Annotated in this window: 14 protein-coding genes; 7 read left to right on the top strand and 7 right to left on the bottom strand. The window is 72.7% G+C overall.

Translation table 11 applies throughout. The features are described 5' to 3' along the window. Positions 1 to 13: 13 nt before the first annotated feature. On the top strand, positions 14 to 730 hold the full coding sequence (locus ACZ7P3_RS30970; protein ID WP_472086670.1) for a hypothetical protein: 717 nt from the start codon (positions 14 to 16) through the stop codon (positions 728 to 730). An 88-nt stretch (positions 731 to 818) separates the two neighbouring features. Here the strand turns inward: ACZ7P3_RS30970 and ACZ7P3_RS30965 are convergent, their stop codons facing one another. Together ACZ7P3_RS30965 and ACZ7P3_RS30960 are read right to left on the bottom strand one after the other, a co-directional pair. After that, positions 819 to 3,251 (bottom strand): helix-hairpin-helix domain-containing protein, encoded by a 2,433-nt coding sequence (locus tag ACZ7P3_RS30965; protein ID WP_472086668.1) that lies wholly within the window; start codon positions 3,249 to 3,251, stop codon positions 819 to 821. Further along, the gene (locus ACZ7P3_RS30960) at positions 3,248 to 4,231 is read right to left on the bottom strand and encodes an aldo/keto reductase (protein WP_472086667.1); all 984 of its coding nucleotides are present in this window, start codon (positions 4,229 to 4,231) and stop codon (positions 3,248 to 3,250) included. Before ACZ7P3_RS30960 ends, ACZ7P3_RS30965 begins: the two co-directional genes overlap by 4 nt. A 173-nt stretch (positions 4,232 to 4,404) precedes the next feature. Between ACZ7P3_RS30960 and ACZ7P3_RS30955 the strand changes: the two genes are divergently transcribed. Next, positions 4,405 to 5,460: an LLM class F420-dependent oxidoreductase gene (locus ACZ7P3_RS30955; protein WP_472086666.1), complete on the top strand. Its 1,056-nt coding sequence runs from the start codon at positions 4,405 to 4,407 to the stop codon at positions 5,458 to 5,460. A 229-nt stretch (positions 5,461 to 5,689) separates the two neighbouring features. Further along, the gene (locus ACZ7P3_RS30950; RefSeq protein ID WP_472086665.1) at positions 5,690 to 6,475 is read left to right on the top strand and encodes a ferritin-like domain-containing protein; all 786 of its coding nucleotides are present in this window, start codon (positions 5,690 to 5,692) and stop codon (positions 6,473 to 6,475) included. Positions 6,476 to 6,504: 29 nt separating this feature from the next. Here the strand turns inward: ACZ7P3_RS30950 and corA are convergent, their stop codons facing one another. Beyond that, positions 6,505 to 7,500 (bottom strand): magnesium/cobalt transporter CorA, encoded by a 996-nt coding sequence (corA, locus tag ACZ7P3_RS30945; RefSeq protein ID WP_472086663.1) that lies wholly within the window; start codon positions 7,498 to 7,500, stop codon positions 6,505 to 6,507. 62 nt (positions 7,501 to 7,562) lie between these two features. Between corA and ACZ7P3_RS30940 the strand changes: the two genes are divergently transcribed. From ACZ7P3_RS30940 to mshC, 4 genes are all read left to right on the top strand, one after another. Further along, entirely contained in the window at positions 7,563 to 8,249 is a 687-nt protein-coding gene (locus ACZ7P3_RS30940; RefSeq protein WP_472086662.1) for a histidine phosphatase family protein, read from the top strand. Between the two features lie 91 nt (positions 8,250 to 8,340). Further along, on the top strand, positions 8,341 to 8,931 hold the full coding sequence (locus tag ACZ7P3_RS30935; protein ID WP_472086660.1) for a DUF3090 domain-containing protein: 591 nt from the start codon (positions 8,341 to 8,343) through the stop codon (positions 8,929 to 8,931). Next, positions 8,895 to 9,740 carry an SCO1664 family protein gene (locus ACZ7P3_RS30930; protein WP_472086658.1) on the top strand — a complete coding sequence of 282 codons (846 nt, stop codon included), beginning with the start codon at positions 8,895 to 8,897 and terminating at the stop codon, positions 9,738 to 9,740. The genes ACZ7P3_RS30935 and ACZ7P3_RS30930 overlap by 37 nt, the downstream gene beginning before the upstream one ends. A gap of 220 nt (positions 9,741 to 9,960) precedes the next feature. Next, a complete protein-coding gene (mshC, locus tag ACZ7P3_RS30925; protein WP_472086656.1) occupies positions 9,961 to 11,190 on the top strand; it encodes a cysteine--1-D-myo-inosityl 2-amino-2-deoxy-alpha-D-glucopyranoside ligase in 1,230 nt (409 codons plus the stop codon). A gap of 105 nt (positions 11,191 to 11,295) precedes the next feature. Here the strand turns inward: mshC and ACZ7P3_RS30920 are convergent, their stop codons facing one another. From ACZ7P3_RS30920 to ACZ7P3_RS30905, 4 genes are all read right to left on the bottom strand, one after another. Beyond that, on the bottom strand, positions 11,296 to 12,477 hold the full coding sequence (locus tag ACZ7P3_RS30920) for a PAC2 family protein (RefSeq protein WP_472086654.1): 1,182 nt from the start codon (positions 12,475 to 12,477) through the stop codon (positions 11,296 to 11,298). A gap of 176 nt (positions 12,478 to 12,653) precedes the next feature. Continuing rightward, positions 12,654 to 13,325, bottom strand: a complete 672-nt coding sequence (locus ACZ7P3_RS30915) for a FadR/GntR family transcriptional regulator (protein ID WP_472086653.1) — start codon at positions 13,323 to 13,325, stop codon at positions 12,654 to 12,656. An 89-nt stretch (positions 13,326 to 13,414) separates the two neighbouring features. Beyond that, a complete protein-coding gene (locus ACZ7P3_RS30910; protein ID WP_472086651.1) occupies positions 13,415 to 13,867 on the bottom strand; it encodes a phospholipase in 453 nt (150 codons plus the stop codon). Between the two features lie 109 nt (positions 13,868 to 13,976). Further along, entirely contained in the window at positions 13,977 to 14,516 is a 540-nt protein-coding gene (locus ACZ7P3_RS30905) for an SMI1/KNR4 family protein (protein WP_472086650.1), read from the bottom strand. Positions 14,517 to 14,622 lie beyond the last annotated feature (106 nt).

Raw genomic sequence — 14,622 nt, 5'->3', positions numbered from 1 at the left:
TAGCGTCTGCACTATGTCTGATGCTGTGCAGCCCACCGCTGCCGAGGTACGCGCCGCCGCCGAGGCGATCAAGACCGCGCTCGATCGCCATCTGGCCGCGGTCGAACGCAGGTCGGGGGAGGACGACCCGGCCGTCTATGAGGCCTTCAACCAGCTGGCCGCGGCCGCCGAGGTGTATGACGAGCTGCTCTACGACCGCTACGACGAGGTCACTCCCTTCGAGATTCCCGGTACGGACGACTCGCTTCCGCCCTACGCGGGCCCCGAGGAGCCCAACGCGATCAGCGTGCTGATCCGCCGCGACTACGCCGTGGCGGAACCCCAGCGGCTGCTGGCCCAGGCCCAGCGGGTCGAGGCGGTGGAGTACGAGGACGGCGCGGGTGCGGGCGAGGAGGCCGCGGGCACGGTCCATGGCGCGCTGGGCATCCTCTTCGGCGAGTTCGAACCGGACGAGATCGCCTCCCGGCACAAGGAGTTCGGCCTGGAGGAGGGCGACTCCACGCTCTGGGTGACCGCCGCGGACGAGCCGGCCGACCCCGGTGAGTGGCTGGAGGCCCCGTTCGAGCAGGCCGACCCGCAGCTGGTGGTCTGCCGGTTCGACGTCAGCGCGGTGTTCGACGAGGACACCTCCGATGACGCCGACGACGCCGACGAAACAGACGAGGACGACGATCTCGAGTTCGACGGCGACGGCGACGGGGACCTGGAGCCGCTGGACGCGGAGCGGTGAGGACGCGGCGGTGCCGTGAGGCCGAGGCCGGCACGGCACCGCCGGAGATCCGCCGGAGATCCGGCGGGAATCCACCGGGACGGAAGAGTCAGTCCGTGGCCGGGACCTGAGTGCGCAGCAGCGTCTGCAGCCGCGTCGTACGGGGCTTGGCCTGCACCTCGGCCACCGCCTTCGGGAGCGCCTGTTCCACGCCGTGCACCACGGAGAGGTGGCGCTCGGCGCGCCCGAACGCCGTGTACACCCACGGTCTGCTGAGCGTCGGTGCGGCGTCGCCGGGAAGCACCACCACCGCGGCCGGCCACCGGCTGCCCAGCGCCTGGTGCGCGGTCAGCGCCCAGCCGTGCCGTACGCACTGCTCCACCCGCTCCCGCGGTACGACGACGGGGGCGCCCGCGCACTCCAGGTGCAGCCCGTCGCCGTCGGCGTTCACCACCCGGCCCGGCACCGTACGGCCCGGCGCGGGGGCGTAGGCGATCCGGTCACCGGGATCGAAGCCGCCGAAGCGGCCGGGGCCCGGGTTGAGGCGTTCCTTCAGGGCGGTGTTCAGCGCGCGGGTGCCCGCGGCACCGCCGTGTCCCGGGGTGATCACCACGGTCTGCTCGGGCGGCACCCCGATCGCCCGCGGCACCGAGTCCGCGACCAGCTGCACGGTCCGGTGCACCGCCTCGCGCGCGTCCCGTACCGGCACGATGACGATCTCCTTGCCGGGCGCCTCCACCTGGCTCAGCTCACCGATGCCGATGCCCGAGACCAGCTCGCCGAGCGGGCCCGGGTCGGGGACACGGGAGGCGGTCTGCGGGCAGGCGCGGGCGGCGAGCAGGTCGGCGAAGACCCGCCCGGGGCCGGCCGACCACAGCACCGCCGGGTCGCCGCTCAGGACCAGCCGTGCCCCGTCGGGCAGCGACTCCACCACCATTGCGGCGGTCTCCACGTCGAGTTGGGGCGCGTCCAGCACGATCAGCAGATCGAGGTCCAGGGCACCGTCCGGGTCCCGGCCGGGGCCCTCGGCGCCGGAGAGCAGGCCGGCGACCGTGGCCACGGCCCCCTCTTCGGCCTGCTCGCCCAGCAGTGCGGTGAGCCGGTGGCGCCCGTCGGGGGTGTGGCAGACGGCGAACGCGCGCAGGCCCGCGGCACGGGCGGCGCCGAGCAGCGCGGCCGGTTCGGCGCGGGCCGCCTCGCCGCCGGTGTGCAGCACCAGGCCGTGCCGCGCGATCGCGCGAGCCGGCTCGGCGGCTCCGCCGGACACCCCCGCCGCGGCCGTCTCCCACGGCTCGGCGGGCTCCTTGGACACGGAGTTGACCAGGCGGGCCAGGCCGTCGGCGAGGCTCTCCTCGGCGAGCGCGTACCGCTCCAGGCCGACCAGGACGCGGACCGGCCGCTCCTCGTCCCCGTCCTCCTCGCCGCCGCTGTCCCGGGGCGCCGGTCCACCCGGCTCCTCCAGCGCGTCCTGGAAGGCCAGCGCATCGCCCTCCGCCAGCGTGCTCTGCACGGCCGCGTCCGGATCCGGCACGCCCCGCTGGGCCAGCGCCTCGGTGAGCGTCGGCAGCTCCAGCGCGGTGTGCCCGGCGAGCGCCGCCTGTTCCAGCAGCCAGCCGGTCACCGCGCGGCCGCGCCGCTCGTCGTCCGGGCCGCACGCCGCGCCGAGCAGCGCCCGCGCGAAGCCGTCGGCCTGCTCCGGCCGTACGCCGGTGATACGCAGCAGCTGCCAGGGGTCCTCGCGCAGCGCGGCGTCGGCGCCCTCGCCGAGGGCCGCGGCCACCTGAGGCGCCAGGGCCTCGGGTGCACCGCCCTCGCCCAGCACCCGGCGCACGGCCTCCACGGCCTCCGCGGCGGGGGCGCCGGGCGCGGCTGCGGCCGGGACGGGCTGCGGCCGGCGTACCGGCTCGGGGACGGCGGGGCGGCGCGGGGCGGGCTCGGGCTCGCCGAAGACCTCGGCGGTCGGCTTCTGGCCGCTCTCCACCGCCCGGACCGCGGCCAGCAGGTCGGCCGCCTTGCCGCTCAGCTTGGTCCCGCTCTCGATCGGCACCTGCTTCTCGGCCTTGCGCCGCTCGATCCGCTCCCGCTCGATCCGCTGCGCGGCCAGCTCGGCCGCAGCCCCGGACACCTGCGACGAGCCTTCGCCCTCGGCTCCTTGAGGGCTCTGAGCGCCGTCGGCGGCCCGGGCGCCGGGGGCGGGGCTTTCGTCCGGGGCTTCTTCCGCGTCCCGGGCACTGCCGGAACCTTCGGCGTCCTGGGCGGGGCTTTCGCCTTGGACTTCTCCGGTGCCTTGGACTCCTCCGGCGCCTTGGGCGCTGTCGGCGTCTCGGGTGCCGTGCGACGGGCCTTCGCCCTCGGCTCCATCAGGATCCTGAGCGCTGTCGGCGGGTCCGGTGTCGCCGGCGTGCCCGGCACGCTCCGCCGCCCCGCCCCCGGCCGCACGGCTGTCCTCGGGTGCCGTCTCCTGCCCCTGGGTCTCCAGGGCCTCCGGGGCGTGCGGGGTCTGCGGCCCGGCTTCCTCCGTGGTCTCCGGCTCCGTGCTCACAGCGTGCTCCAGTCGTGATCGGGATAGCGGTGCACGGGCGCCGACACATCGTCCAGCGCCCGGCAGATCTCGTCAGGAAGACTAAGGGCCTCCACTGACAAAGCCGCCGTGAGCTGCTGCGCGTTGCGCGCGCCGATGATCGGGGCGGTCACGCCGGGCCGGTCCCGGACCCAGGCGAGGGCCACCTGGAGCGGGGTGACCGCGAGTCCGTCCGCCGCCGTCGTCACGGCGTCGACGATGTGGGTCGCCGTGTCGTCCAGATACGGCTCGACGAACGGCGCGAGGTGCTCGGAGGCGCCGCGCGAGTCCGCGGGAGTGCTGTGCCGGTACTTGCCGGTCAGCACCCCGCGGCCCAGCGGCGAGGAGGGCAGCAGGCCGACGCCCAGGTCGAGCGCGGCGGGCAGCACCTCCCGCTCCACGCCGCGCTGCAGCAGGGAGTACTCCAGCTGCGTGCTGGCCAGCCGGGTACGGGTGCCCGGCGCGGCGAGCTGCCAGGTGGCCGCCTTGGCCAGCTGCCAGCCGCAGAAGTTGGAGACCCCGGCGTAGCGTGCGCGCCCGCTGCTCACGGCCAGGTCCAGGGCCTGGAGCGTCTCCTCCAGCGGGGTGTCGGGGTCGAAGGCGTGGATGTGCCACACGTCGACGTGGTCCGTGCCGAGGCGGGCCAGGGAGGCGTCGAGGGCGGCGAGCAGATGGCCGCGCGAGCCGTCGAAACGGCGGTCGGGGTCGGGGACGCTGCCCGCCTTGGTGGAGATGACCAGATCCCGGCGCGGCACCAGGCCCTCCATGAGCTGTCCGAGCAGGTACTCCGCTTCTCCGTCGCCGTACACGTCCGCGGTGTCGACGAGGTTCCCGCCGGCCTCCCAGAACGCCTTCAGCATGTCCGCGGCGTCGTGCTCGTCGGTGTCCCGGCCCCAGGTGAGGGTGCCGAGTCCGATCCGGGACACGCGCAGGCCTGTGCGGCCGAGATGCCTCTGCTCCATGTGCGCGAGATTACTGGCCAGAACTGGTGCCGTGGGTTGCCTGTGGATAACTCCGTTCGCGGTGATCGGCCCGTCGAACGGCCCCTGATCCCGGGCGCGCACTGCCCGCGGGACCCGACGCCGCGCTAAGGTCTCCGCCCAAGGGACGTTACTCATGAGTAAGGGGATCGGCCATGCAGCTCGGGATCAACCTCGGCTACTGGGGCGCCGGGATGGACGCGGACAATCTGGCCGTGGCACAGGAGGCCGAGCGGCTGGGCTACTCCGTGTGCTGGGCCGCCGAGGCGTACGGCTCCGACGCGGCCACGGTGCTGAGCTGGGTCGCCGCGCAGACCGAGCGGATCGACGTCGGCTCGGCCATCTTCCAGATCCCCGCCCGGCAGCCGGCGATGACGGCGATGACCGCGGCGACGCTGGACTCGCTGTCCAAGGGCCGTTTCCGGCTCGGGCTCGGCGTCTCCGGCCCGCAGGTCTCCGAGGGCTGGTACGGCGTCAAGTTCGACAAGCCGCTGGCGCGCACGCGCGAGTACGTGGAGATCGTGCGCAGGGCGATGACGCGCGAGCGGCTGTCGTACGAGGGCGAGCACTGGACGCTGCCGCTGCCCGGCGGCCCGGGCAAGCCGATCAAGCTGACCGTGCACCCGCAGCGCGAGCACATTCCGCTCTACATCGCCGCCATCGGGCCGAAGAACCTGGAGCAGACCGGTGAGATCGCCGACGGGGCGCTGGTGATCTTCCCGTCCGCCGAGCACCTCGAGGAGACCACCGTCGCCCCTCTGCGTGCCGGGCGGGAGAAGGCCGGCAAGACCCTCGACGGGTTCGACATCTGCCCGACCCTGCCGCTCGCCGTCGGCGACGACAAGGACGTGTCCCGGCTCGCGGACACCTTCCGCCCCTACACCGCGCTGTACGTGGGCGGCATGGGCAGCTTCAAGCAGAACTTCTACAACCAGCTCGCCCGGCGCATGGGATACGAGAAGGAGGCCGCCGAGATCCAGGAGAAGTACCTCTCCGGGGACAAGCAGGGCGCCGCGGCCGCCGTCCCGCAGGACCTCATCGACAAGACCACGCTGCTCGGCTCGGTGGAGCGCATCGCCGACCGGATGAAGGCCTACGCCGCCGCCGGCGTCACCACCCTCAGCCTGGCCCCGGCCGGCTTCACCCTGGACGAGCGGCTCGCCTCCCTGCGGGCGGGCAGCGAGGCCATGGAGCGCGCCGGGCTCGCCTAGGGCCGTCAGGCGCACGCCGGCACCGGGACTTTTCAGCGGCCGTGGTGGGGGCTCGGGGGTCTTCCCCGCCACGGCCGTCACGGGGAACAACGCGCCGGGCGCCGCTCGGTTACGACCGCGGTGTCCTCCTGTCGGCCGAGCCGATCCGCACTGCTGTTGCGACTCCCCTCTGTCCGCATTTGACTCGTTCTTTGCGGAACCCTGCGGAATATGCAGAGAGGGGTCTTCCATGCTGTCGGCCAGGAGTCTGTTCCAGGAGATCCTCGAGGACGACGAGTCCTTCCGGCTGTTCTGCTCCATCGCCGCCGGCGGGGAGTCCCAGGGCGGGTGGGAGAACGGGCGGATCGCCGCGCTCGTACCGCAGAGCGAACGCGCGCTCGCCCCCAAGATCGCCCGCCACGGTGCCGACGAGGACAAGCACGGGCGCATCTTCGACGCCCTCATGAAGAAGCGCGGCCTCGCACCCGTACCCGTTCCGCCCGAGACCGACTACACGATGCTCCTGGAACGCCGCGGCATCGGTCTCGCCCACGACACGCTCAGGCGGAACGAGCCGCTCACCGTGCGCGACATCATCGTCTACCTCTCGCACAGCCGGGTCACCGAACAGCGCGCCGCCGACCAGATGGCGATGCTCCGCGCGTACTTCGCCGGCCACGCCGAGGTCGGCAAGGCCGTCCGCATGATCTCCCACGACGAGGACAACCACCTCGCCTACACCCACGAGGAGCTGCTGCGCTTCGCCGCCGCCGGGCACGGCCGGCTGATCCAGCACACCCTGCGCACCTGCGCCCTCGCCGAGATCCGCGTCCACCGGGACGTCAGCCTCGCCGTCATGGCCCGCATGGGCCGCATCCTCGGCTGGCCCAGGGCGAAGTCCGCCGCACTCGCGGCCGGCATCCACGCCGTGTACGCCTACGAGCGCCTCGGCGGCTGGCGCCGCATGGTGACCCTGCGCATGCCCGAGCGCCGCAACCCCCTCGGCGGGCCCGCCCCCGCCCCCGAGTTCGCCTGAGCGGCGCTCACGGCGGGCCGCGGCACGCGCTACAGCCAGCCGCGCCGCTTGAACGTGCGGTACAGCAGCACCTCCAGGGCGGCCATCAGCACGATCACCGTCGGATAGGACCACAGCCAGTGCAGCTCGGGCATGTGGTCGAAGTTCATGCCGTAGACGCCCGCGATCATGGTGGGTACCGCGGCCATCGCCGCCCACGCCGAGATCTTCCGCATGTCGTCGTTCTGCCGCACGCTCATCTGCGCCAGATGCGCCGACAGGATGTCCGACACCAGCCGGTCCAGGCCCTCCACGGACTCGTTCACGCGCGAGAGGTGGTCGTTCACGTCCCGGAAGAAGGGCCGCGCCTTCTCGTGCACGAACGGCACCCCGACGCCGAGCGCGCCGGTACCGGCCAGCCGGGTCAGCGGCACCGCCAGGGGCACGGTGGCCCGGCGGAACTCCAGGATCTGCCGCTTGAAGTTGTAGATCCGGGACGCCGTGTGACGCGAGCCGCCGGCACCCGGCTCGAACACCGCCGCCTCCAGCTCCTCCAGGTCCGTCTGCAGCTCGGTCGCCACGTCCAGGTAGTGGTCGACGACGGCGTCGGAGATCGCGTACAGCACCGAGGTGGGACCCTTGGCCAGCATCTCCGGGTCCTCCTCCAGACGGTGCCGGACGACGGCGAGCGGCGAGCCCTCACCGTGCCGGACCGTCACCACGAAGCCGTCGCCGATGAAGACCATGACCTCGCCCGCCGTGACGGCGTCGCTCCGGGGCTCGTACACCACCGGCTTGAGGACCATGAACAGCGAGTCGTCGTACACGTCCAGCTTGGGCCGCTGATGAGCCTTGAGGGCGTCCTCGACCGCCAGCGGATGCAGCCGGAACTCCTCGGTGACCAGGTCGAACTCCCGCTCCGACGGCTCGTACAGCCCGATCCACACGAAACCGCCCGCCGCCCGCGCCTCGTCCAGCGCGTCGGACAGGTCCTCCGGGCCCTCGCTGCGCTGCCCGTGGGTGTAGATGGCGCAGTCCACGATCACGGAGCGCATTCTCCCCTCGCCCGGCCGCCTGTGCATGTCGCGATGCCCTTACCCTGGGCGGCATGCCCACGCTGATCCTCCTCAGGCACGGACGGTCGACCGCCAACACCTCGGGTGTGCTCGCCGGATGGACCCCAGGCGTCGCCCTGGACGAACGCGGGGCCGCGCAGGCCGCCGCGCTGCCCGGACGGCTCCAGGGGCTGCCCCTCTCCGAGGTCGTCGTCAGCCCGCTGCAGCGCTGTCAGGAGACGGTACGGCCGCTGCTCGACGCCCGGCCGGGGCTGAGCGTCCACACCGAGGAACGGATCGGGGAGTGCCACTACGGCGACTGGTCCGGCCGCAAGCTCGCCGAGCTGAAGGACGAGCCGCTGATGGAGGTCGTCCAGGCGCACCCGTCGGCCGCCGCCTTCCCGGGCGGCGAGTCCATGCGGGCCATGCAGACCCGCGCCGCCGAGGCCGTACGCGAGTGGAACGCGCGCGTGGAGCGCGACCACGGCGCCGACGCCGTCTACCTCATGTGCTCGCACGGCGACATCATCAAGTCGCTCGTCGCGGACGCCCTCGGACTCCATCTCGACCTCTTCCAGCGGATCTCCGTGGAACCGTGTTCCGTCACCGTGATCCGCTACACCCGTCTCAGGCCGTTCCTCGTTCGCCTCGGCGACACCGGCGATTTCGCCTCCCTTGCCCCGCGCGAGGAGCCTCCGGGGGAAGACGCACCGGTCGGGGGCGGTGCGGGCGCACCGTGATCGTCGGGCGCAGTAGGGTGAAGCGATCCGCACGCTCGCCTTCCCGCACGGCCCGCACCGCAGTAACTCTCGAATCCAATGGAGACAGGACGTGTCCCGTCAGGTGTTCCTCTACGACCCGCCGGACCGCTTCGTGGCCGGCACGGTCGGGCTGCCCGGACGCCGTACGTTCTTCCTCCAGGCCATCGCCGGCGCCCGGGTGACCAGCGTGGCTCTGGAGAAGACCCAGGTCGCCGCATTGGCCGAGCGCATGGACGAACTGCTGGACGAGGTCGTACGGCGCAGTGGCGGCAGCGCGGCCGTCCCCGCCGTGGCCCCTTCCGAGATCTCCGACACGGCCCCGCTGGACACCCCTGTCGAGGAGGAGTTCCGGGTCGGCACCATGGCCCTGGCCTGGGACGGCGAGGAACAGCGCATGATCGTGGAGGCCCAGGCCCTCGTGGAGCTGGAGGCCGACACCGACGAGGACCTCGCCGAGGCCGAGGAGCGGCTGCTCCAGGACGAGGAGAACGGACCGCCGATGCTGCGGGTCCGGCTGACCGGCGCGCAGGCCAGGGCCTTCGCCAAGCGTGCCCTGGACGTCGTCAACGCCGGGCGGCCGCCGTGCCCGCTGTGCAGCCTCCCGCTCGATCCGGAAGGACACGTATGTCCGCGCCAGAACGGATACCGCCGCGGAGCGTGACGGCCGCCGAGGCGGCGGCCGGTCCCGCCGCCGTGGAACTGCTCGCGCACGGTGAGCTGGCCGTGCGCGGCCGGATCCGCGAAGCGTCCAACGCGGCGCTGTTCTGCACGGTCACGCACGACGGCCGGGAAGCCTCCTGTGTGTACAAGCCCGTGGCCGGGGAGCGCCCGCTGTGGGATTTCCCCGACGGCACCCTGGCGGGCCGTGAGGTGGCCGCCTACGAGGTCTCCGAGGCCACCGGCTGGGGGCTCGTCCCGCCGACCGTGCTGCGCGACGGCCCGTACGGCGAGGGCATGTGCCAGCTGTGGATCGACGTCAGCGCCGAGGCGGAGCTGCTCGCCCTGGTCGACGGGGAGGAGCCCGAGCCGGGCTGGAAGGCGATCGGGTTCGCCGAGGTCGGCGAGGGCCGCACCGCGCTGCTGGTGCACGCCGACGACGAGCGGCTGCGCCGCCTCGCCGTCCTGGACGCCGTGATCAACAACGCCGACCGCAAGGGCGGCCACCTGCTGCCCACCACGGACGGACGGCTCTACGGCATCGACCACGGGGTCGCCTTCAACGCCGAGAACAAGCTGCGCACGCTGCTGTGGGGCTGGGCCGGGGAGCCCCTGACGGCGGAGGCCGTCGAGGTGCTCAAGGGGCTGGGCGAGGTCCTCGCCGAGGGCGGGGAGCTGGCCGCGCGGCTGGCCGGTCTGATCACCCCGGCCGAGATCGGGGCCACGCGCGCAAGGGTCGACGCGCTGCTCGCCTCCGGCCGGCATCCGGAGCCGGCCGGAGAGTGGCCGGCCATCCCGTGGCCGCCGGTGTGATCACACCGCGCAGACGCATCGGCACGGACATATCGGCGTAAACACATCGGCACGGGCATACCGGCGCAGACGCGTCGGTGCGGGCATATATCGGCGTAGGGGCATCGGCTCGGACGCGTTGCCCTGAGCACACCGGCGGCGGATGCGCAACAGCGCCCAACCGGCCATCCGGGCCGATCCCGTTCGTATACGCAGCTCGCGGCCGGTTAGGCTCATGTACATGCATGCCTGGCCCGCTTCCGAGGTCCCCGCCCTGCCTGGTCAGGGCCGCGACCTGAGGATCCACGACACCGCGACCGGCGGCCTCGTCACCCTCGACCCCGGTCCCGTCGCCCGTATCTACGTCTGCGGCATCACGCCGTACGACGCGACCCACATGGGTCACGCGGCGACCTACAACGCGTTCGACCTCGTTCAGCGCGTGTGGCTCGACACCAAGCGGCAGGTTCACTACGTCCAGAACGTCACCGACGTCGACGATCCGCTGCTGGAGCGCGCGGAGCGGGACGGCGTCGACTGGGTCGCCCTCGCCGAGAAGGAGACGGCCCTCTTCCGCGAGGACATGACCGCCCTGCGGATGCTCCCGCCCCAGCACTACATAGGCGCCGTCGAGGCGATACCCGGCATCGTCCCGCTCGTGGAGCGGCTGCGCGAGACCGGCGCGGCCTACGAGCTGGAAGGTGACATCTACTTCTCCGTCGAGTCCGACCCGCACTTCGGCCAGGTCTCGAACCTGGACGCGGCCGCCATGCGGCTGCTGTCCGCCGAGCGCGGCGGCGACCCGGACCGCCCGGGCAAGAAGAACCCGCTCGACCCGATGCTGTGGATGGCGGCCCGCGAGGGCGAGCCCAGCTGGGACGGCGGCTCGCTCGGCCCGGGGCGCCCCGGCTGGCACATCGAGTGCGTGGCCATCGCCCTGGACCACCTCGGCATGGGCTTCGACGTCCAGGGCGGCGGCTCCGACCTGGCCTTCCCGCACCATGAGATGGGCGCCTCGCACGCCCAGGTGCTCACCGGCGAGTTCCCGATGGCCCAGGCCTATGTGCACACCGGCATGGTCGGCCTGGACGGCGAGAAGATGTCCAAGTCCAGGGGCAACCTCGTCTTCGTGTCCCGGCTGCGCCGCGACGGCGTCGACCCGGCCGCGATCCGGCTGTCCCTGCTCTCCCACCACTACCGCTCCGACTGGCAGTGGACCGACCAGGTCCTGCAGGACGCGCTCGGCCGTCTGGACCGCTGGCGCTCGGCCGTCTCCCGGCCCGACGGCCCGTCCGCGGACGCGCTCGTCGAGGAGATCCGCGAGGCCCTCGCGAACGACCTGGACGCCCCCGCGGCGCTCGCCGCCGTGGACCGCTGGGCGGCCCGCCAGGAGGCGGAGGGCGGCACGGACATCGGTGCCCCCGGCCTCGTGAGCCGGGCGGTGGACGCACTGCTCGGCGTGGCGCTGTAGGCCCGGGTAGGCCCCCGGCACTGCAGGCCCGGGTACGTCCCCGGCACTGCAGGCCCGGATGCACCAAGGGGCGGTTCCCCTCCGGGAACCGCCCCTTTTCGCTGCTCAGTCCTCCGACGTGTCCTCGTCGCCGCCTTCGGGGGTGCCTTCCGAGGACCCTCCGGAGGGGCCTTCCGGAGAAGCACCGGAGGAGCCTTCCGGAGAAGCACCGGAGGAGCCTTCCGGGGGGCTTTTGGGCGAGCCGGGGGAAGCCCCTTCGGCGAAGCCGCCCGGGGAACTCCCGGGGCCGCCGGGGGAAGCCCCTTCAGCGAAACCTTCCGGAGAGCCTTCCGCGGCCCCGGACGCTCCCGGCTTCGGCGGCTTCGGCGGCCGGGTCCTGCCGCTGGGGCTGTCCCGCAGGTACGAGGCGTCCCCGCCGTCCGCCGTCGCGTGCCCGCCCGGCGGGCTGACGTCCCGGCGCCGCAGATACCGCTCGAACTCGCGGGCGATCGCCTCGCCCGACGCCTCCGGCAGCTCGGCGGTGTCCCGGGCCTCCTCCAGCGTCTGGACGTACTCGGCGACCTCGCTGTCCTCCGCCGCCAGCTGGTCCACGCCCACCTGCCAGGCGCGCGCGTCCTCGGGCAGCTCGCCCTGCGGGACGCGCAGGTCCAGCAGGTCCTCCAGGCGGTTCAGCAGCGCCAGCGTGGCCTTGGGGTTGGGCGGCTGGGAGACGTAGTGCGGTACGGCCGCCCACAGCGACACCGCCGGGACGCCCGCGTGCGCGCACGCCTCCTGCAGGACACCGACGATGCCCGTGGGGCCCTCGTACTTGGTCTCCTCCAGATCCATGCGCTCGGCCAGGTCCGGGTCGGACGTGACCCCGCTGACCGGCACCGGACGCGTGTGCGGAGTGTCACCGAGCAGGGCGCCCAGGATGACCACCAGCTCCACGCCCAGCTCGTGCGCGAAGCCGAGCAGCTCGTTGCAGAACGAGCGCCAGCGCATGGACGGTTCGATGCCGCGGACCAGCACCAGGTCGCGCGGTTTGTCGCCGCCGACCCGGACCACCGACAACCGTGTCGTCGGCCACGTGATCTTGCGCACTCCGCCGTCCATGAACACCGTGGGGCGGTTCACCTGGAAGTCGTAGTAGTCCTCGGCGTCCAGCGCCGCGAACACCTCGCCCTTCCACTCGCGCTCCAGATGCGCGACCGCCGTGGAGGCGGCGTCGCCGGCATCGTTCCAGCCCTCGAACGCGGCCACCATGACTGGGTCGATCAGCTCGGGAACCCCCTCCAGCTCGATCACCCAGTGCCTCCTTCCGACGTGCCCTCGCCTGACGTCCCCACCTTACGGCGTCCGGCGGGAGCGCCCGCAGCCCCCTGACCCGGGGGATGACCGGATCACTGCCCCGATCTCCGGGTCGGAACACCCCGCCCGCGAACGGGGTGACCGGCCGGTTCCGCAGGGGACTTCACGGGACGTCACAGCGTGCTGCGCAGCCACTGCTCCACGCTCGCGATGTGCACGGTCGCCCAGGAGCGGGCCGCCTCCGCGTCCCGGTCGCGCAGCGCGGCGAGGATCGCCCGGTGCTCGCGCAGGGTGCGGGCGACCGCGTCCTCCTGGGTGAGTCCCCGCCAGATCCGGGCCCGGGTGGTCGGCCCCGACAGGCCGTCCAGCAGCGAGCAGAGCACCGAGTTCCCGGCGCTCTGCACGATGCCCCGGTGGAACTCCAGGTCGCAGGCGACCAGTTCCTCCACCGAGGGCGCGGCCCCGAGCGCGTCCAACTGGGCGGAGAGCGCGTCCACTTGCTGCTCGCTGATGCGTACGGCGGCCATCGCCGTCGCGGCCGGTTCCAGGATCCGGCGTACCGCCAGGAACTCCAGCACCGTGTCGTCGCGGTGGAAGTCCACCACGAAGCTCATCGCCTCCAGCAGCACCTGCGGATCGAGGCTGGTGACGTAGGTGCCGTCGCCCTGCCGCACATCCAGGATCCGGATCAGCGACAGGGCGCGTACGGCCTCGCGGAGCGAGTTGCGGGACAGGCCGAGCCCGGCGGCGAGTTCGCTCTCCTTGGGCAGCCGGTCACCGGGGCGCAGAGCGCCGGAGACGATCATGTCCTTGATCTTCTCGATCGCCTCGTCGGTGACTGCCATGACCGGCCTCCCTGTCGCCCAGACATCGGATGTCTCAGCACATTATGCGGGCACGGCCGGATGCTGTTCGGGCGAGCGCGGAAAGCCCGTCAGCCGAAGACCTTGACGGCCTGGTAGTACGTCCACGCCGTGCCGTCGCAGGTGGTCCTGGTGGCGCCGCTGTAGGTGTTGCACACGCGCTGGAGGTCCTCGTACAGGGCGCTGTCGAGGCGTGCCTTGTTGGCGCTGAACGTGCCGGCCGCCTTGTAGTTGCGGTAGCCGAAGTCGTGGCGGGCGCAGGACATGGCGAAGGGGAAGCCGAACGGGTTGTCCGGCGAGTCGGAGCAGTAGTCGGTGGACCAGTCGAAATCGTACGAGGCCCAGGCCGACTGGTTCGCGCGGGCGGCGGCCCACGCGTTGTAGCTGGACGCGCTGGTCTGGGTGAAGCCGGCCAGCACCTGGGGCTTGTCGGCCGGAGCCGCTCCGGCGGCGGTGGCGGTGGCGGCGACGGTGATGAGGGCCAGCGCCGAGGCGGCGAGGCCGGTGGCAAGTCTGCGGTGCATTCCACACCTCCGTGAGACCTGCGATCCGGCCATCGGACCGCAGGTTCATGACAATGGAGGTGCCGGCCATGATTCTTCTTTCATGTACATGGCGGAATCCTGAATGCCGTCAGGACGCGTCGAACCACTCCCTGCCGGCCGCCCAGTGCATGACCCAGCCGGCGAAGCCCGGCTCGGCGGTCGTGTGGCCGAAGGGGGCTCCGAAGGGGACGGCACCCTCGCCGCTGATCAGCCAGATGTGCCCCCGCTGGGGGCCGGTGACGACGAGGTGCCAGTTCATCCCGCAGCCGTCGGTCCCGAGCATGACCGAACCGTGGCGGTGGACCTGGCCGATGACGGCCTCGGGGTCCTCGTACGGCCCGTCGTCCTCCTCCCACAGCCACATCCGCGTCAGCGGGAACGGCTCGCCGGGCCTTCGGTCCTCGCCGCCCTCCCCGAGTCCCACGAGCCCGTACTCCGGCGGCCCGTGGAAGGACCCGTCGGTGATCTCCGCCACGAACGTCCGGTACGGCTCGGGCAGCACGATCCCGTGCTCCGCCTCGAAGGCGTGCACCGCGTCCCGGCCGAGGGCCGACTCGCCGCCGTCGTCGACGCCGAACGCGGACCGCAGCGCCGCGAGTTCACCGGGATCCGCAACCTCATGGTTCATGCGGTCATGACTATCAGGCGGCACCGACAGCCGGACACACGAAAGGGGCGGCTCCATCGGCGTGGAGCCGCCCCCTCCCGCGGACCGGCCCCGGTGCGGAAAGGGC

The organism is Streptomyces sp. NPDC107581 (assembly GCF_055657175.1).
Note: the sequence above shows the minus strand (reverse complement) of the source record. Positions and strands in the feature narration are given on the sequence as shown.

Bases quoted from the DNA above. Each gene is read 5' to 3' on its own strand.
- ACZ7P3_RS30970 (WP_472086670.1), top strand. From the start codon at position 14: ATGTCTGATGCTGTGCAGCCCACCGCTGCCGAGGTACGCGCCGCCGCC.
- ACZ7P3_RS30960 (WP_472086667.1), bottom strand. From the start codon at position 4,231: ATGGAGCAGAGGCATCTCGGCCGCACAGGCCTGCGCGTGTCCCGGATC.
- ACZ7P3_RS30955 (WP_472086666.1), top strand. From the start codon at position 4,405: ATGCAGCTCGGGATCAACCTCGGCTACTGGGGCGCCGGGATGGACGCG.
- ACZ7P3_RS30950 (WP_472086665.1), top strand. From the start codon at position 5,690: ATGCTGTCGGCCAGGAGTCTGTTCCAGGAGATCCTCGAGGACGACGAG.
- ACZ7P3_RS30940 (WP_472086662.1), top strand. From the start codon at position 7,563: ATGCCCACGCTGATCCTCCTCAGGCACGGACGGTCGACCGCCAACACC.
- ACZ7P3_RS30930 (WP_472086658.1), top strand. From the start codon at position 8,895: ATGTCCGCGCCAGAACGGATACCGCCGCGGAGCGTGACGGCCGCCGAG.
- mshC (WP_472086656.1), top strand. From the start codon at position 9,961: ATGCATGCCTGGCCCGCTTCCGAGGTCCCCGCCCTGCCTGGTCAGGGC.
- ACZ7P3_RS30915 (WP_472086653.1), bottom strand. From the start codon at position 13,325: ATGGCAGTCACCGACGAGGCGATCGAGAAGATCAAGGACATGATCGTC.
- ACZ7P3_RS30910 (WP_472086651.1), bottom strand. From the start codon at position 13,867: ATGCACCGCAGACTTGCCACCGGCCTCGCCGCCTCGGCGCTGGCCCTC.
- ACZ7P3_RS30905 (WP_472086650.1), bottom strand. From the start codon at position 14,516: ATGAACCATGAGGTTGCGGATCCCGGTGAACTCGCGGCGCTGCGGTCC.